The following is a 15,901-nucleotide window of genomic DNA, read 5'->3' as shown; positions in this document are numbered from 1 at the left end:
CGGCGGACCGACCGGCGCCGCGATTAGGCTCGCCGAATGAACATCCAGCCCCTCGACGCCCTCCCGCTCGAGACGCTGCGGCGACGGTCGAGCACGAAATGGCGATCGTATCCGCACGACGTCATCCCGATGTTCGTCGCCGAGACCGACTTCGCGCTGGCCGAGCCGATCACGCGTGCGCTTCGCGAAGCGGTCGAGATCGGTGACACCGGCTACACGCCCCCGCAGCCCGGCATCGCGGAGGCGTTCGTCGGATTCGCCCAGCGGCGGTGGGGATGGACGGTCGACCCGAACCGCGTCCGCTGGACCGGAGACGTCATGATGGGCGTCGTCGAGCTCCTGCGTGCCACGGTCGCCCCCGGAGATCGGGTCGTGGTCAATCCTCCGGTCTACCCGCCGTTCTTCGACACGGTCGCCGAGGCGGGGGCCATCGTCGAGGAGGTGCCGCTCGTCGATACGGGGTCGGCCTGGGAGCTCGACATCGACGGTATCGAGCGGGCTCTCGCCGCCGGTGCCCGGGCCGTGCTGCTGTGCAACCCTCACAATCCGACGGGAACGGTCCATTCGCCCGAGTCTCTCCGCGCGCTCGCGGCGATCGCGCGCAGGTATGACGCCGTCGTGATCAGCGACGAGATCCACGGCCCGCTCGCCGCGGCTGACGTCGTGTTCACCCCATTTCTCACGGCATCGTCGGAGGCCGCCGCGGTCGGGTACGCCGTGACGAGCGCGTCCAAGGCCTACAACCTCGCCGGTCTGAAGTGCGCCGTGATGGTGACGGCATCCGAGGCGAACGCCGATGTCGTGCGCGGCCTGCCCTGGGAGGTCGAATGGCGCACCGGTCTGTTCGGCGCGCTGGCGACGATCGCCGCGTTCTCTCCGGAGTCGGATGCTTGGCTCGACGGTCTGCTCGCTCGGCTCGACCTCAATCGGCGGCTGCTGGGTGAGCTGCTGGCCGAGCATCTCCCGCGGGCGCGCTATCGCATCCCAGACGCGGGATTCCTCGCGTGGATAGACGTGTCGGCGTACGGCTGGGGCGACGACCCGGCCGACGCGATCCGTGACGGCTCGCGCGTCGCGCTCCACCATGGGCCGTTCTTCGGAACGGAGGGCGTCGGGCACGTGCGTCTGAACTTCGGCTGCGGGCCCGAGGTCCTGCGAGAGGCCGTCGGCCGCGTCGGCGCGTTCGCCCGTCAGACGGTGCTTGCCCGCGGGTGAGCCGCATCACGCTCGACTCGCCAAGGAACGCGGATGCCGAGCTCCTCGCACCCGCGAATCTTGGCGACTCGTCGTCCGGGCTTCGTCAGTTCTCGGCGCGCCCGAGCCGCCAGTAGCCCATGAAGGCAACGGCTCGGCGGTCGACGCCCACGGTGCTGACCAGGTGGCGTCGCAGAGTCTTGATCGCCGACGCCTCGCCGGCGAGCCAGGCGTAGAGCGGTGCGCGCTTGAGGGCGGCGCCGCCCTTGGCGGTGCGCGGCACTTCCCAGAGGATGTCGGCGTCGATGTCGATCTCTTCGACCTCGGCGCCGATTCCGGCGGGAGCGAGACGCGCGGCGGTGTCTTCGACCGCCGGGATCAGATGCGCGTGACGTTCGCTGTCACCACAGCGCGCGGCGATCCGGCGCTCGAACCCGGGATGGTGCGGCAGGTAGTCGAGGTCGGCCTCGGTGGGGACCTCCAGCACCACGGTGCCGCGCGCCTCCGGAGGCAGCTGCTCGAGGATGACGGCGATCGCCGGCGCGGCGGTCTCATCACCGGCGAGGAGGATGGCGTCGGTGTCGGCGGGCGGGACGAAGTCGATCCCGTAGCTCACGCCGGTGTGCGTGGTCGTCGGGGCGAGGATGAGCACCTCGTCACCGACGCGGGCGCCGGCGATCCACGCCGACGCGGGACCGAGGACATCGTGGGCGACCATGTCGATGTCGACCTCGCGCAGGGCGGGCCGGACGGCGCGTGTCGTGTACGTCCGCATCACGGGGCGCGCCTCGGGGGAGAGGGCGCGCCAGCCGTCGTACCAATCGTCGCCCGTCGGCATGGTGTCGATGGACGCGGTGTCGGTGGGGAACAGGATCTTCACGCGCTGGTCGAATCCGGGGTCGCCGTAGTCGGCGAGGTCGTCGCCGTGGAAGGTGAACCGTCGGAAGCTCGGCGTGAGGTCGGTGATGTCCGCGACGGAGACGCGGAAGAAGTCGAGGGCGGGTCGAGTCATGGTGTTCCAATCAGCCGGCGTGTGAGCCGTCGACGTCAGGGGTGGTCAGCTCTGCGGGCACGTGGTGACGGCCGATGGGCAGCACGAGCGGCCGTCCGGTGAGCGGGTCGGGGATGACGCGACTGTCGAGTCCGAACACCGCGCGGACGGTCTCGGCCGTCAACACGTCGCCCGGGTCGCCGGCGCCGTAGAGGCGGCCCCCGGCCATGGCGACGAGGTGGTCGGCATACCGGGCGGCGAGGTTGAGGTCGTGGAGGACCATCACGATCGTCGTCCCGCGGTCGCGGTTGAGGTCGGTGAGCAGGTCGAGGACGTCGATCTGATGGCTCACATCGAGGAACGTGGTGGGCTCGTCGAGCAGCAGCACGTCGGTCTGCTGGGCCAGGGCCATCGCGATCCACACGCGCTGACGCTGTCCGCCCGACAATTCGTCGACCGATCGATCGGCGATGGCAGCGGTGTCGGTGGCGTCCAGTGCCGACGCGACGGCTTCGTCGTCTGCCCGGGTCCAGCGCGCCAAGGGCCCGTGGTGCGGCGTCCGGCCGCGGCTCACGAGATCGGAGACCGTGATCCCCTCGGGTGCGATCGGCGACTGCGGCAGGAGCCCGAGATCGCGCGCCACCCGCTTCGTGGGCAAGCGATGGATGTCCTTGCCATCGAGCAGCACGCTGCCCGCCCTCGGCGTGAGCAACCGTGCCATCGACTTCAGCAGAGTCGACTTGCCGCAGGCGTTGGCGCCGACGATCGCCGTGATGCGGCCGCCAGGCACGACGAGGTCGAGCTCGTCGACGATGACGCGGTCGCCGTAGCCGAGGCGGACTCCGCGTGCTTCGAGGGAGCGGTCCGCGGTCATAGTGAGCCTCCTGAGCGGCTGCTGCGGATGAGCAGGAAGATGAGGTACGGGGCGCCCAGTACGCCGGTCACCACTCCGACGGGCAGCCGGATGCCGAGGAGGTACTGCGCGGTGAGGTCGGCGACGAGCACGAGGAGCGACCCGAAGAGGCCCGCAGCGAGGACGGGGGACCCGACGGGGCCCAGCATCCGTGCGGCGATCGGGCCGGAGAGGAACGCGACGAAGGAGATCGGTCCCGCGGCCGCCGTGGCGAAGGCCAGGAGTGCGACAGCAGCAACGATCAGCAGGACGCGGCGGCGTTCGACAGCGACCCCGAGAGCGGCGGCCGTGTCGTCGCCGAGTCGCATGAGCTCGAGATCGCGAGTGAGCCACAGCAATGCGGGCACGACGATGACCATCGTGAGCGCCAAGGGGATCGCCTGGTCCCACGAAGCTCCGTTGAGGTTGCCCGTGATCCACCGCATCGCGGCCTGGAGATCCCACTCGGCGGCTCGCGAGAGCACGTACGAGACGACGCTGTTGAAGATCGCGGCCACTCCGATGCCGATGAGGATGAAGCGCGCGCCGGCACCTCCGTCCTTGAAAGCGAGGAGGTAGATCATCAGGGCCGTCACGAGGGCGGCCACCGTGGCCAGCAGCGAGATGCCCGCCTCGCTGAGCGAGAGGAAGACGATGCCGACGACAGCGGCCGCGCTCGCGCCCGCGTTGACGCCGATGATGTCGGGGCTGGCCAGCGGATTGCGCAGCATCGTCTGGAAGACGGCGCCGCCCATGCCGAAGCAAAGACCCGTGAGGAGCGCGACGGTGGCGCGAGGCAGGCGCAGCTCGCCGACGGTGAACGAGGCGCCCGGAACCGTCTGGCCGGTGATGACACCCCACACCTCGGTGGGGGAGTAGAAGGTCTGCCCGACCATGAGCGAGACCGCGTACATGACGATGACGGCGGCCAGCAGGGAGCCGAGCACGACACGTCGGCGCCAGGCGCGACGCCGGCGCCCGGCGACGACCACGTCGATCGTCGAACGGGATGCTGCGGGCGCGGTCATAGGGCCCGCATCTTCTGTCGGCGGACGATCGCAATGAAGAACGGCGCGCCGATGAGCGCGGTCACGATCCCGACCTCGACCTCCTGGGGGCGGGCGATGACACGACCGACGACGTCGGCGACGATCAGCAGGCCCCCGCCCACAAGAGCGGAGACGGGGAGGAGCCAGCGATGGTCGGGGCCGACGAGGAGGCGGCAGATGTGGGGAACGATGAGTCCCACGAATCCGATGGGACCGGCGACGGCCGTCGCGGCACCGCAGAGGATGACGGCGCCGAGCGCGGCGATCAGACGCGCGGTGCGTACGCGCTCGCCGAGGCCCGCTGCGAGCTCATCCCCGAGTGCGAGGGAGTTCAGCGCTGCGCTGGCCGCGAGGCAGACGATCATGCCGACGGCGAGGAAGGGGAGCACGAGCACGATCTTCTCGGCGGTCGCGCCGCCGACTCCGCCGATCTGCCAGAACCGGAAGACGCTCATGACGTCGATGCGCGGGAGGAGGATGGCGCTGATGAGCGAGCTGAACGCGACCGCGGTCGCCGCCCCGGCGAGAGCGAGCTTGAGAGGGCTCGCGCCGCCTCGGCCCAGCGAGCCGATCGTGTAGACGAAGACCGCGGCGATCGCTGCGCCGAGCATGGCGAGCCAGATGTAGCCGAACGCACTGGTGACGCCGAAGAACGCGAGCCCGATGACGACCGCAAGAGACGCGCCGCCGTTGATGCCGAGGATCTGAGGATCTGCGAGGGGGTTGCGCGTCACACCCTGCATCACGGCGCCCGACACCGCCAGGGCGGCCCCGACGATGAGGGCGAGGACGGTGCGCGGAACGCGCTTGGAGACCGCCGCCGCGGAGGTGGTCTCGACGCTTCCGCTGAGTCCGGCGATGATGTCGTCGAATGAGACCGCGCGCGTGCCGAAGGTCACCGAGACGACGCTCGCCGCGAGGACGAGGAGCGCCAGGACGATGAGCCAGACGACGCGCCGCCGCCGGAAGCTGCGCCGCGGGGGCGTGCTCACGGCGGCGGCCGTCGTCATGGTCGGAGCGCTCACGGCATCCGACGCAGTTCGCCTGCGATCACGAGCTCGCCTTCGCGGCGGCCGCACCGATCATGTCGACGTACTCCGACGTCAGGGGGTCGGTGATCGAGAGGGGGCTGGGGTTGGCCGCTGCGGCGAGCGGGTCGTTGGACGCGGGGAGCACCACGACGGCTCCGGATGCGACGGCGGGGATGCGCGAGAGCAGCGGGTCTGCCTGCATCGCGGCGAGCGTGGCGTCGTCGCCGTAGGTCACGAGCACCTGGAGGTCGGAGAAGCGCTCGATCTCCTCCGTGCTGTTGGTGATCCAGAACTGGTCGGTGCCCTTCGACTGCTCCGCGACGGTCGCGGCCGGGGTGAGCCCCAGGTCCTCGAGGAAGAGGGGTCGCGGGTCGGCGGTCGAGTAGAAGCCGATCTGGCTGAGATCCGTCGCGTCGAAGGAGCTGAACAGCGTCGTCTTGCCGGCGATGTCGGGGTATGCGCCCGTCAGCTCGTCCAGGTGGGTCGTGAGGTCGTCGACGAGCGTCTCCGCCTCGTCCTTGAGGCCGAGCGCCGTGCCGTTCATGACGGTGAGCTCCTGCCAGCTGGTGCCCCACGCGATGTCGGGGTACGCGACGACGGGGGCGATCTTGCTCAGAGTCTCGTAGTCGTCCTGAGTCAGGCCCGAGTAGGCGGCGAGGATGACGTCGGGCCGCGTATCGGCGACGGCCTCGAAGTCGATGCCCTCGGCTTCGTCGAACAGCACCGGGGTGTCGCCGCCGAGCTCGTCGAGCTTGTCCTTCACCCACGGGAGGATGCCGTCGCCGTCATCGTCTCCCCAGGTGACGGCGGGCATGCCGACCGGGACGACGCCGAGGGCGAGCGCGGCCTCCTGGTTTCCCCACGAGACGGTCGCGACACGGGTGGGCTTGCTGTCGATCGTGGTCTGGCCGAACGCGTGGTCGATGGTGACGGGGAACGCGTCGGACGACGCGTCTCCGGAAGCGGCGGGAGCCGAATCGGGAGCCGCGGTCGAACCGCAGCCGGCGAGGAGCAGCGTGGCTGCGATGATGGCTGCGGCGGCTGTGCGGATGCGGGGCACAGTGTCCTCCAGAGGAGAGGTGAGTAAGGGCAGGCTTACTTTACGTCGGCGATGTCCATCGTGCCAATCCGCTGCAGCCCGGCTGAAGGTGGTCGGGGGTGCGGTCTGCGGCGGATGCCCGTGGACAGCGAGTAGGATGAGAGGCTGGCCGTTCGGCCGCCCTCCCTGTTCCCGACGATTGGACGATCGCTGTGCTCGCCGTGCACGACCTCGAAATCCGCGTGGGCGCGCGCACGCTGATGGCGGACGTGTCGTTCCGTGTCTCCGATGGCGACAAGATCGGCCTCGTCGGACGTAACGGAGCGGGCAAGACCACGCTCACCAAGGTGCTCGCCGGCGACCTCCTGCCCAGCGACGGCAAGGTCGAACGCTCGGGCGAGCTGGGCTACCTGCCGCAGGATCCCCGATCGGGCGACCCGGAGATGCTCGCGCGCACCCGCATCCTCGATGCCCGCGGGCTCGGGACCATCGCCGTGGACATGCAGACCGCGTCGCTCGAGATGGGCGCGGACGATGAAGCGGCCGCTGCAAAAGCGATGCGCCGCTACGGCAACCTCATGGAGCGTTTCGAGGCCCTCGGCGGATACGCCGCCGAGGCTGAGGCGGCGTCCATCGCGCACAACCTGTCGCTGCCGGACCGCATCCTCGACCAGCCGTTGAAGACGCTGTCCGGCGGTCAGCGGCGACGCATCGAGCTGGCCCGCATCCTCTTCTCGGACGCCCAGACGATGATCCTCGACGAGCCGACGAACCACCTCGACGCCGACAGCGTCGTGTGGCTTCGGGAGTTTCTGAAGGGATACAAGGGCGGGCTGATCGTCATCAGCCACGATGTCGAGCTCGTCGGCGAGACGGTCAACCGGGTCTTCTACCTGGACGCGATGCGCCAGGTCATCGACGTCTACAACATGAACTGGAAGAACTACCTGCGCCAGCGGGTCGCGGACGAGGAGCGGCGCAAGAAAGAGCGCGCCAACGCCGAGAAGAAGGCGACGGCGTTGCAGCAGCAGGCCGCCCGCTTCGGCGCGAAGGCGAGCAAGGCCGCCGCGGCGCACCAGATGGTCGCGCGAGCCGAGAAGCTCCTCTCCGGTCTCGACGAGGTGCGACAGGAAGACCGCGTCGCGAAGCTCCGGTTCCCCAAGCCCGCGCCGTGCGGCAAGACGCCCCTCATGGCGTCCGGGCTGTCGAAGTCGTACGGCTCGCTGGAGATCTTCACCGACGTCGATCTCGCCATCGACCGCGGGTCGAAGGTCGTGGTGCTCGGGCTGAACGGGGCCGGTAAGACGACGCTGCTGCGCATCCTCGCCGGTGTCGACCAGCCCGACACCGGCATGCTCGAGCCGGGTCATGGGCTGCGCATCGGCTACTACGCGCAGGAGCACGAGAACCTCGACGTCTCCCGTTCGGTGCTGCAGAACATGATGTCGGCCGCGCCCGACATCACCGAGACCGAGGCTCGGAAGGTGCTCGGTTCGTTCCTGTTCACCGGTGACGACGTCCTCAAGCCCGCGGGCGTCCTCTCCGGCGGTGAGAAGACCCGATTGTCGCTCGCGACGCTCGTCGTGTCATCGGCGAACATGCTGCTCCTCGACGAGCCGACCAACAACCTCGACCCCGCTTCGCGTGACGAGATCCTCGGTGCGCTCGCGCACTACGAGGGCGCTGTCGTGCTCGTCTCCCACGATGAGGGCGCCGTGGAGGCGCTGAATCCGGAGCGTGTGCTGATCCTGCCCGACGGCGTCGAGGACATCTGGGGACGCGACTACCTCGAGCTCATCACCCTGGCCTGAGCGTTCGGGGCCCCGCAGTCAGTTTCGGCTGGAGTCGAGGATCGCGTCCTCGTCCTCCATGTCGCGATCTCGCTTGGTGTCGCGTCGTCGACGGAGGCTGGCGGGGACGACCGACGTCTCGCGAGGACCGGATGCCGTGACGGCAGCGACCAGCTCGTCGCCCGACGACGGCGCGAGGAGTGCGGCGGCAGCGGCGGCATCCTCCTCGTCCTCACGCCGGTGACGGCGTTCGGTGCGGATCATGTACCAGATGAAGACGAAGCCCATGATCGCGAACAGGATCCACTGGATCGCGTAGGACAGGTGCGGACCCGGGTCCTCCGAGGGGACCGGCATGGCTCCGAGCGTCTCGGCGGGGGCGGGGTCCTCCGAGACGAGCAGCCCGTAGGCCGATGTCACGACGTCGCCGGTGAGGCCGGCTTCGTCGACGACGAGGTCGATGTTGATCGTCGGCACCTGCCCGTCCGGAGCCGAGCGGCCCGAGGTGGGTGCGGCTTCGGCGGGCTTCAGGCGGGCCACGACCGTCACGGTGCCGGACGGCGCAGCGGCGATCGACGCGGGTTCGGGGGCGTCGGACGCCGGGGGCACCCACCCGCGGTCGACGACGAATACGCGCCCGTCGTTCGTCTCGAACGGGACGAGCACCTCGAAAGCCGATGTGCCCCCGTGCGGACGGTTCCGCACGAGCACCTGGTCGTCGGCGAGGTACCGTCCGGTCAGCTCCACCGGGTGCCACTCGTCGGTCGGATCGAGCTCGCTCCCCGGGGGGAGGATGTCGGACAGAGCGGCCGGATCGGCGTCGTAGTTGCGCTCGACGAGCTCGAGCTGCGCACTGCGCTCCTCGTTGCGCGTGAACTGCCAGTTCGACAGATAGGCGCAGGCGATCGCGAAGGCGATGGCGACCGCGACGTAGCCGCTCCAGCGCAGGGCCGTCTTCGCCCTCATGATCCGCCCGCTCCGCTGGTCTCGACGGTGAGAGGCTCGACGCTCACGGGGAAGTCCCTCGCGGCGACGAACTCGCGCAGGTACGCGACGTGGTCGTCGCATGCCACCCAGATCTTCCGCCGATCGGCGGAGTGGATGCGCGGATTGCGCCAGATGACCCGCCACCGTGCCGACGCGCGGCATCCGGCGCGGGAGCACTCGATGTCGTTCACTCCGGCCGCGACTCCCGAATCTCGATCACGGTCGGCGTCACGGGTGCTTCCGGCGAGCTGGGCACCTCGCTCGGGCGCTCGGGAAGGGCTGCCAGAGGTGAGACGGCCGCGGGTTCGCGCACGTCGTCGCCGACGTTCGCGATCACCACCGCGAAGTACGGGAGGAAGATCGCTCCGACCGCCAGGGCCGCCGTGTGCCAGCCGTACGGGGCGATGACGACCATCAGCACGAAGCACACGACCCGCACCGCCATCATGATGAAGTACTTCGTCATGCGGCGGTTGGAGTCGTCGTGCGGAGCTCGCGGGAGCGAGGTCGCCGACGGTGTTGCGGGCTGATGCTTCACGGTGCATCAAGGATACGCCCGGGTGGTCGGGGGAGGCCGGTCTCAGAAGCTCGACGAGTACGAGCTGTAGCTGTCCTGTTCGATGGCCCAGCCGATGAACGAGGCGAAGATGATCACCCCGACGATCGCGAGGGCGAGACCGGCGTAGCCGACGATGAGGCCGGCCAGGGCCATTCCTCGCCCGTTCTCGTTAGTCCGCTTGATCTGCGACAGCGAGATGTGGCCCATGATGACGCCCGCGATCGATCCGATGATCGGGAGGATCCAGATGAACCCGACGATCGAGGCGATCATCGACACGATCGCGAGTGCGTTCGTCTTCTGCGGCTGGTATCCGCCGTAGCCGTACGCCGGCGGCGGGTAACCGGCCGGCTGGTAGGCCTGCTGCTGCGGCGGATTCGCGTAGGGCGGGGCGGGGGGAGGGACGGGAGCGCCGGAGGCGGGTTGCCCGGGCGCGGGGTACGGCTGCTGCGGCTGGGGCTGGTCGCTCACATCTGCTCCTCGTCGACGTCGGGCCGCCAGCTTATCGTTCGCGGGCGTCGCACGCGCTGCGACTAGGCTTGCGGGGTTCGCGCAGCAGACACAGGAGAGCCGTATGTCCACGTCCCGAGTCGTTCTCGTCACCGGAGGAAACCGCGGTATCGGCCGCGCGATCGCTGAGCGCTTCATCGCCGACGGCCACCGTGTCGCGGTGACGGCCCGGTCGGGCGAGGGGCCCGAGGGGGCGCTGACCGTCCGCGCCGATGTGACGGACGCGGCATCCATCGATGCTGCTTTCACGCAGGTCGAGAACGAGCTCGGGCCGGTCGAGGTGGTGGTCGCCAATGCCGGCATCACGAAGGACACCCTCCTGCTCCGCATGACCGAGGACGACTTCGACTCGGTCGTGGCGACCAACCTCGGCGGTGCCTTCCGCGTGGTCAAGCGAGCGTCGAAGGGCATGCTGCGCGCCAAATGGGGACGCGTCATCCTCATCTCGAGCGTGGTCGGGCTGTTCGGATCAGCGGGCCAGATCAACTACTCCTCGTCGAAGGCCGCCCTCGTCGGCTTCGCTCGCTCGCTCACGCGCGAGCTCGGTGCTCGTGGCATCACCGCGAACGTGGTCGCCCCGGGGTTCATCGAGACCGACATGACCGCGGCTCTTCCCGACGAGACACAGGCCGAGTACAAGCGCAGCATCCCGGCTGGTCGATACGGCTCTTCTGCCGAGGTCGCGGGGGCGGTGTCCTGGCTCGCCTCTGACGACGCCGCGTACATCTCGGGCGCCGTCATCCCGGTCGACGGCGGCCTCGGGATGGGGCACTGAAGCGCCGACCGGCGTCACGCCAGCGCGGCGACGATCTCGCGGGCGAGTCGGTGGGGCTGCGAGAACTGCGGCCAGTGGCCTGAGCCCAGTTCGACGACGGAGACATCTTCGAGGGCGTCGAACTCGGCGAGAAATCGCGGCCACCCTGCAAGCATTTCGCGGACTCCTCGCTCGTCGGCCGACCCCGAGAGGATCGTGACGGGGATGCCGTGTCGGTGGTCGTCGGTCAGGTCGACGGCGTCGGTGGGGACAGCGGCCGGAACCGGATGCGTGCGTGGCGTCCAGCGGGCGCGCGTGTCGCGGTCGAGGTCAGCGACATCCGGTTCGTCGAAAAAATCCCACCCGGGAAAAGGCACCGCGCCGTCGACGACCGGGAACTCCGAGATCTCCGCGCCGGGCGACGGCGGGAGCGTGTCGACGAACACGACGCGTGCGATGCGATCGGGGCGTCGGTCGGCGGCTCCCCATGCCACATTCCCGCCGCCACTGTGCCCGACGAGGACGACCTGCCCCGGCAGATCGTCGATGCGGGCGACCACCGCATCGACCCAATCGCGGAGCGTCGTTCGCGATGCTCCGGCCGTGCTGCCGACTCCGGGCAGTGTGAGGGCATGGGGACGATGCCCGGCGTCTCGGAGCGCCGGGACCACGTCGTCCCACGAGGAGGCGTCGAGCCAGAGGCCCGGGATGAGGATCACGTCCATGACCCGACCGTAGCGCTCGGCGCGGACAGCCGACAGCGCACGGTCAGGGAAGGAGCGCGACGAGCTCCCGCAGGTCGACGGGGCCGACGACGAGATCCGCCTGACGGCGCACCGCCGGCTTGGCGTTGAACGCGACGCCGAGGCCCGCGACCGCCATCATCCGCAGATCGTTCGCGCCATCGCCGACAGCGATCGTTCGCGCGAGAGAGACCCCGTGGGCGCCGGCCCACTCGCGCAGCGACGCGGCCTTGGCCTCCGCGTCGACGACGTCGCCGTCGACCGTCCCGTCGAGCGTCGAGCCGTCGGTGCCGAGCCGATTGGCGCGCCACACGTCGACCCCGAGTCCGGGGGCGATGTGATCGAGCACCTCGTGGAAGCCGCCCGACACGACGGCGGCGACGCCCCCGCGCTCGTGGATCGCGGCGATGAGCTCGCGTGCGCCCGGCGTCGGCTCGACACGGGAGCGCACGCGGTCGAACGCCGCGAGCGGCACCCCGGAGAGCTGAGACACGCGTGAGCGCAGGCTCGAGGCGAAGTCGACCTCGCCGCGCATCGCCGCCTCGGTCGCGGCCGCGACCTCCGCCCCGCGTCCCGCTTCGTCGGCGATGAGCTCGATGACCTCGTTCTGCAACAGGGTCGAGTCGGCATCGAAGACGACGAGGAAGCGCGCGTGGGGCATGCCCACCACGCTAGCGGGAACGGGTGTCAGCGTTCGACGCGTGCGTTCTTGCCCACGACGGTGATGCCCGTGTCGGTCACCGTGAAACCACGGGCCAGGTCGCGCTCCCGGTCGACGCCCACGGTGGCACCGTCTTCGAGCACGACGTTCTTGTCGAGGATCGCGCGATGCACGCGCGCCCCCGCTCCGACGCTGACGTAGTCGAACAGCACCGAGTCGGTGATGGTGGCCCCACCGCCGGAGAGCGTCCACGGACCCACGACGCTGCGCTCGAGGTGGGTGCCCGACAGCACGGATCCGAGCGAGACGATCGAGTCGATCGCGTTGCCCATGCGTCCCACACTGTCGCGCACGAACTTCGCCGGCGGCGAGTTCACGGCCTGCGAGTGGATCTGCCAATCGGTGTTGTACAGGTTGAAGATCGGCAGAGTCGAGATGAGATCCATGTGCGCGTCGAAGAACGACTCGATCGTGCCGACGTCACGCCAGTAGTTGCGATCGCGCGGGGTGGAGCCGGGGACGTCGTTGCGCTTGAAGTCGTACACGGCGGCCTCGCCGCGGTCGACGAAGTACGGAATGATGTCGCCGCCCATGTCGTGGTTCGAGGTGGGAAGCTCGCCGTCGGCCTCGACCGCCTCGATCAGAGCGTCCGTGTCGAAGATGTAGTTGCCCATGGATGCGAGCACCTCGTGGGGGGAGTCGGGCAGCCCCGCGGGTTCCTGCGGCTTCTCGAGGAAGGCGCGGATGCGGCTCTCATCGGCGGGATCGACGTCGATCACGCCGAACTGGTTGGCGAGACCGATGGGCTGACGGATGCCGGCGACGGTCGCCCGGGCGCCGGATGCGATGTGCGCATCGAGCATCTGACGGAAGTCCATGCGGTAGACGTGGTCGGCGCCGATCACGACGACGATGTCGGGCTTCTCGTCGTTGATGAGGTTCAGCGACTGGAGGATCGCGTCGGCCGAGCCCGAGAACCAGCGCTTGCCCAGACGCTGCTGCGCGGGCACGGACGCGACGTAGGAGTCGAGCAGCGCGGACATCCGCCAGGTCTGCGAGACGTGCCGATCGAGGCTGTGCGACTTGTACTGGGTCAGGACGACGACCTGACGCAGGCCCGAGTTGATCAGGTTCGAGATCGCGAAGTCGATCAGGCGGTACTGTCCGCCGAACGGCACGGCGGGCTTGGCGCGGTCTGCCGTCAACGGCATGAGGCGCTTTCCCTCGCCGCCGGCGAGAACGATTCCGAAGACCTTGGGCGCTGCTGGCATGGCACCACACTAGGCCCGCCGAACGCTCGTGTACTAGCGTTCGAGCCATGCGTGTAGACATCGTCTCGAAGGAGTATCCTCCCGCGATCTATGGGGGAGCGGGGGTGCACGTCACCGAGCTCGTCCGCGCCCTGCGCGAGACGATCGAGGTGCAGGTGCGGGCCTTCGGAGCCGACCGCGACGAGCCGGACACGACCTCCTACGAGACGCCCGTCGAACTCGCGGACGCCAACGCGGCACTCCAGACGCTCGGCACCGACCTCGAGATCGTCGGAGACGTCGCCGGAGCGGATGTCGTGCACAGCCACACCTGGTACGCGAACTTCGCCGGGCACCTCGCCTCTCTCCTCCACGGCATCCCGCACGTCGTCACCGCCCACTCGCTCGAGCCCTTGCGCCCGTGGAAAGCGGAGCAGCTCGGCGGCGGCTACGCCGTGTCGAGCTACATCGAGAAGACCGCGTACGAGAACGCCGCGGCCATCGTCGCGGTCAGCGACGGGATGCGCCGCGACATCCTGCGCAGCTATCCCGGTCTCGACCCCGAGAAGGTCTCGGTCATCTACAACGGCATCGACGTCGAGTCGTGGCGGCCCGTCGATGATCCCGCCGTCCTCGAGCGCCACGGCATCGACCCCGCGCGCCCCTCGGTGGTCTTCGTCGGACGCATCACGCGACAGAAGGGGCTGCCGTACTTCCTGCGTGCTGCCCGTCTGCTTCCCGCGGACGTCCAGGTCGTCCTGTGCGCCGGCGCGCCGGACACCCCCGAGATCATGGCGGAGGTGCAGGGGCTCGTCCGTGAGCTGCAGGCCGAGCGCTCGGGTGTCGTGTGGATCGAGGAGTTCCTCCAGCGCGACGAGCTGTGCGCGATCCTCACCGCCGCGACGACGTTCGTCTGCCCGTCGGTCTACGAACCGCTCGGCATCGTCAACCTCGAGGCGATGGCGTGCGGCGCCGCAGTCGTCGGGACCGCGACCGGCGGCATCCCGGAGGTCGTGGTCGACGGCGAGACCGGACGCCTCGTGTCGATCGAGCAGTCCGACGACGGCACCGGGACCCCGCTCGATCCCGAGAAGTTCGTCGCCGACCTCGCGGCCACCCTCACCGAGGTCGTCTCGGATCCCGACACGGCGCGACGCTATGGCGCCGCGGGACGCGAGCGTGCGGCACGGTCGTTCAGCTGGGCTGCGATCGCGGACGAGACCGCCGCGTTGTACGCGAGGGTGGCGGGGCTCGGCCGCTAGGCTGAACACATGCCGCAGGTCCTGGAGTTCTCCGACGTCGTCGTCCGCCGAAACGCCCGGAACATCATCGACCGGGTCGACTGGTCGGTGTCCGATGATCAGCGTTGGGTGGTGCTCGGCCCCAACGGCGCGGGCAAGACGACGGTGCTGCAGCTCGCCGCGAGCCTCCTGCACCCCACCTCGGGAACCGTCGAGATCCTGGGGGAGCGGCTCGGTCGAACCGACGTGTTCGAACTGCGCCCGCGTATCGGCTTCGCGTCGTCGGCGATGGCGCGACGCATCCCCGCGGAGGAGACTGTGCTCGACGTGGTCCTCACGGCCGCGTACGCGGTGACCGGGCGCTGGCGCGAAGACTACGAAGACATCGACGAGCGGCGCGCGATGCGCGTGCTCGCGGAGTGGAAGCTCGATGGACTGGCCGAGCGGACGTTCGGCACCCTCTCCGACGGTGAGCAGAAGCGCGTGCAGATCGCTCGCGCCGTCATGACCGACCCCGAGCTCCTGCTGCTCGACGAGCCCACGGCGAGTCTCGACCTCGGCGCCCGCGAAGAGCTGCTGGCGCTCTTGGGCGGGTACGCCCAGGCGCCCACCACGCCCGCGATGATCATGGTGACCCATCACGTCGAGGAGATCCCCGTGGGGTTCACCCACGTGCTTCTGCTCCGCGAGGGCGGAGTCGTCGCCGCCGGCCCGCTGGCCGAGACGCTCACGGCCGAACACCTCTCCGACACCTTCGGGCTGCCCATCACGCTCGCCTCCGAGGACGGACGTTATGCGGCGCGGGCGGCTTCCTGAACCTGATAAGATCGCTCGTTGGTGCGAACGCATCGCAGACTTCCCTCGCCCTGGCAAAATCCAGGGCACCACGTAAGGAATCCCATGAAGACTGACATCCACCCCGAGTACCGCGCCGTCGTTTTCCGCGACCTCGGCTCCGGTGAGACCTTCCTGACCCGTTCGACGGTCTCGAGCGACAAGACGATCGAGCTGGACGGCGAGACCTACCCGGTCATCGACGTCGAGATCTCGTCCGCCTCGCACCCGTTCTACACGGGCAAGCAGCGCATCATGGACTCGGCCGGCCGTGTCGAGAAGTTCAACCAGCGCTTCAAGAACTTCGGCTCCAAGTAAGCCGTTCTTCGATCAAGGCCCCGCTTCGGCGGGGCCTTCGTCGTTGACGCGGGCGCTC

The 15,901-nt window shown here is 69.3% G+C and carries 18 protein-coding genes; 6 read left to right on the top strand and 12 right to left on the bottom strand.

The features are described from left to right. The first annotated feature begins 36 nt into the window (after nt 1-36). Nucleotides 37-1,215, top strand: coding sequence for a MalY/PatB family protein (locus tag ACU6RU_RS07660; RefSeq protein ID WP_446726240.1), 1,179 nt, complete (start codon nt 37-39; stop codon nt 1,213-1,215). Nucleotides 1,216-1,300: 85 nt separating this feature from the next. Here the strand turns inward: ACU6RU_RS07660 and ACU6RU_RS07655 are convergent, their stop codons facing one another. The 5 genes from ACU6RU_RS07655 to ACU6RU_RS07635 are packed head-to-tail and all read right to left on the bottom strand — an operon-like array spanning nt 1,301 to nt 6,217. Then, complete coding sequence (locus ACU6RU_RS07655) at nt 1,301-2,206, bottom strand: siderophore-interacting protein (RefSeq protein ID WP_446726239.1); 906 nt, start codon at nt 2,204-2,206, stop codon at nt 1,301-1,303. A 10-nt stretch (nt 2,207-2,216) separates the two neighbouring features. Then, complete coding sequence (locus ACU6RU_RS07650; protein WP_120262918.1) at nt 2,217-3,059, bottom strand: ABC transporter ATP-binding protein; 843 nt, start codon at nt 3,057-3,059, stop codon at nt 2,217-2,219. Continuing rightward, nucleotides 3,056-4,105: a FecCD family ABC transporter permease gene (locus ACU6RU_RS07645; RefSeq protein WP_446726238.1), complete on the bottom strand. Its 1,050-nt coding sequence runs from the start codon at nt 4,103-4,105 to the stop codon at nt 3,056-3,058. Before ACU6RU_RS07645 ends, ACU6RU_RS07650 begins: the two co-directional genes overlap by 4 nt. Further along, nucleotides 4,102-5,136, bottom strand: a complete 1,035-nt coding sequence (locus ACU6RU_RS07640) for a FecCD family ABC transporter permease (protein ID WP_289331482.1) — start codon at nt 5,134-5,136, stop codon at nt 4,102-4,104. Before ACU6RU_RS07640 ends, ACU6RU_RS07645 begins: the two co-directional genes overlap by 4 nt. A gap of 40 nt (nt 5,137-5,176) precedes the next feature. Next, on the bottom strand, nt 5,177-6,217 hold the full coding sequence (locus ACU6RU_RS07635) for an iron-siderophore ABC transporter substrate-binding protein (protein WP_120262916.1): 1,041 nt from the start codon (nt 6,215-6,217) through the stop codon (nt 5,177-5,179). 191 nt (nt 6,218-6,408) lie between these two features. Between ACU6RU_RS07635 and ACU6RU_RS07630 the strand changes: the two genes are divergently transcribed. Continuing rightward, nucleotides 6,409-8,007: an ABC-F family ATP-binding cassette domain-containing protein gene (locus ACU6RU_RS07630; protein ID WP_120262915.1), complete on the top strand. Its 1,599-nt coding sequence runs from the start codon at nt 6,409-6,411 to the stop codon at nt 8,005-8,007. A gap of 18 nt (nt 8,008-8,025) precedes the next feature. Here the strand turns inward: ACU6RU_RS07630 and ACU6RU_RS07625 are convergent, their stop codons facing one another. From ACU6RU_RS07625 to ACU6RU_RS07610, 4 genes are read right to left on the bottom strand one after another with little or no spacing between them, the layout of a single operon-like run. Continuing rightward, nucleotides 8,026-8,952: an SURF1 family cytochrome oxidase biogenesis protein gene (locus ACU6RU_RS07625; protein ID WP_289331260.1), complete on the bottom strand. Its 927-nt coding sequence runs from the start codon at nt 8,950-8,952 to the stop codon at nt 8,026-8,028. Further along, nucleotides 8,949-9,164 carry a hypothetical protein gene (locus ACU6RU_RS07620; protein WP_289331261.1) on the bottom strand — a complete coding sequence of 72 codons (216 nt, stop codon included), beginning with the start codon at nt 9,162-9,164 and terminating at the stop codon, nt 8,949-8,951. The genes ACU6RU_RS07625 and ACU6RU_RS07620 overlap by 4 nt, the downstream gene beginning before the upstream one ends. Then, the gene (locus ACU6RU_RS07615) at nt 9,161-9,511 is read right to left on the bottom strand and encodes a DUF3099 domain-containing protein (RefSeq protein ID WP_446726237.1); all 351 of its coding nucleotides are present in this window, start codon (nt 9,509-9,511) and stop codon (nt 9,161-9,163) included. Before ACU6RU_RS07615 ends, ACU6RU_RS07620 begins: the two co-directional genes overlap by 4 nt. A gap of 42 nt (nt 9,512-9,553) precedes the next feature. Further along, entirely contained in the window at nt 9,554-10,003 is a 450-nt protein-coding gene (locus ACU6RU_RS07610) for a DUF4190 domain-containing protein (protein WP_446726236.1), read from the bottom strand. Nucleotides 10,004-10,106: 103 nt separating this feature from the next. Here ACU6RU_RS07610 and fabG point away from each other — a divergent pair, with 103 nt between their 5' ends. Further along, nucleotides 10,107-10,817, top strand: coding sequence for a 3-oxoacyl-ACP reductase FabG (fabG, locus tag ACU6RU_RS07605; RefSeq protein ID WP_120262911.1), 711 nt, complete (start codon nt 10,107-10,109; stop codon nt 10,815-10,817). 14 nt (nt 10,818-10,831) lie between these two features. On the opposite strand, the gene ACU6RU_RS07600 is transcribed toward fabG, so the two are convergent. Genes ACU6RU_RS07600 through glgC form a run of 3 tightly spaced genes read right to left on the bottom strand, consistent with a single transcriptional unit; the run spans nt 10,832 to nt 13,471 of the window. Then, complete coding sequence (locus ACU6RU_RS07600; protein WP_446726235.1) at nt 10,832-11,521, bottom strand: alpha/beta fold hydrolase; 690 nt, start codon at nt 11,519-11,521, stop codon at nt 10,832-10,834. A 43-nt stretch (nt 11,522-11,564) separates the two neighbouring features. Next, entirely contained in the window at nt 11,565-12,200 is a 636-nt protein-coding gene (serB, locus tag ACU6RU_RS07595) for a phosphoserine phosphatase SerB (protein WP_120262909.1), read from the bottom strand. Nucleotides 12,201-12,226: 26 nt separating this feature from the next. After that, on the bottom strand, nt 12,227-13,471 hold the full coding sequence (glgC, locus tag ACU6RU_RS07590) for a glucose-1-phosphate adenylyltransferase (protein ID WP_120262908.1): 1,245 nt from the start codon (nt 13,469-13,471) through the stop codon (nt 12,227-12,229). Nucleotides 13,472-13,518: 47 nt separating this feature from the next. Here glgC and glgA point away from each other — a divergent pair, with 47 nt between their 5' ends. From glgA to ACU6RU_RS07575, 3 genes are all read left to right on the top strand, one after another. Continuing rightward, on the top strand, nt 13,519-14,712 hold the full coding sequence (glgA, locus tag ACU6RU_RS07585) for a glycogen synthase (RefSeq protein ID WP_446726234.1): 1,194 nt from the start codon (nt 13,519-13,521) through the stop codon (nt 14,710-14,712). Nucleotides 14,713-14,721: 9 nt separating this feature from the next. After that, nucleotides 14,722-15,507 (top strand): ABC transporter ATP-binding protein, encoded by a 786-nt coding sequence (locus ACU6RU_RS07580; protein ID WP_446726233.1) that lies wholly within the window; start codon nt 14,722-14,724, stop codon nt 15,505-15,507. A gap of 84 nt (nt 15,508-15,591) precedes the next feature. After that, on the top strand, nt 15,592-15,843 hold the full coding sequence (locus tag ACU6RU_RS07575) for a type B 50S ribosomal protein L31 (RefSeq protein WP_018186539.1): 252 nt from the start codon (nt 15,592-15,594) through the stop codon (nt 15,841-15,843). Nucleotides 15,844-15,901: the final 58 nt, after the last annotated feature.

The sequence above is a fragment of the Microbacterium sp. F1-18 genome, assembly GCF_052921305.1.
Note: the sequence above shows the minus strand (reverse complement) of the source record. Positions and strands in the feature narration are given on the sequence as shown.

Bases quoted from the DNA above. Each gene is read 5' to 3' on its own strand.
- glgA (WP_446726234.1), top strand. From the start codon at position 13,519: ATGCGTGTAGACATCGTCTCGAAGGAGTATCCTCCCGCGATCTATGGG.
- ACU6RU_RS07655 (WP_446726239.1), bottom strand. From the start codon at position 2,206: ATGACTCGACCCGCCCTCGACTTCTTCCGCGTCTCCGTCGCGGACATC.
- ACU6RU_RS07575 (WP_018186539.1), top strand. From the start codon at position 15,592: ATGAAGACTGACATCCACCCCGAGTACCGCGCCGTCGTTTTCCGCGAC.
- ACU6RU_RS07650 (WP_120262918.1), bottom strand. From the start codon at position 3,059: ATGACCGCGGACCGCTCCCTCGAAGCACGCGGAGTCCGCCTCGGCTAC.
- ACU6RU_RS07600 (WP_446726235.1), bottom strand. From the start codon at position 11,521: ATGGACGTGATCCTCATCCCGGGCCTCTGGCTCGACGCCTCCTCGTGG.
- fabG (WP_120262911.1), top strand. From the start codon at position 10,107: ATGTCCACGTCCCGAGTCGTTCTCGTCACCGGAGGAAACCGCGGTATC.
- serB (WP_120262909.1), bottom strand. From the start codon at position 12,200: ATGCCCCACGCGCGCTTCCTCGTCGTCTTCGATGCCGACTCGACCCTG.
- ACU6RU_RS07660 (WP_446726240.1), top strand. From the start codon at position 37: ATGAACATCCAGCCCCTCGACGCCCTCCCGCTCGAGACGCTGCGGCGA.
- glgC (WP_120262908.1), bottom strand. From the start codon at position 13,471: ATGCCAGCAGCGCCCAAGGTCTTCGGAATCGTTCTCGCCGGCGGCGAG.
- ACU6RU_RS07640 (WP_289331482.1), bottom strand. From the start codon at position 5,136: ATGACGACGGCCGCCGCCGTGAGCACGCCCCCGCGGCGCAGCTTCCGG.
- ACU6RU_RS07580 (WP_446726233.1), top strand. From the start codon at position 14,722: ATGCCGCAGGTCCTGGAGTTCTCCGACGTCGTCGTCCGCCGAAACGCC.
- ACU6RU_RS07625 (WP_289331260.1), bottom strand. From the start codon at position 8,952: ATGAGGGCGAAGACGGCCCTGCGCTGGAGCGGCTACGTCGCGGTCGCC.
- ACU6RU_RS07645 (WP_446726238.1), bottom strand. From the start codon at position 4,105: ATGACCGCGCCCGCAGCATCCCGTTCGACGATCGACGTGGTCGTCGCC.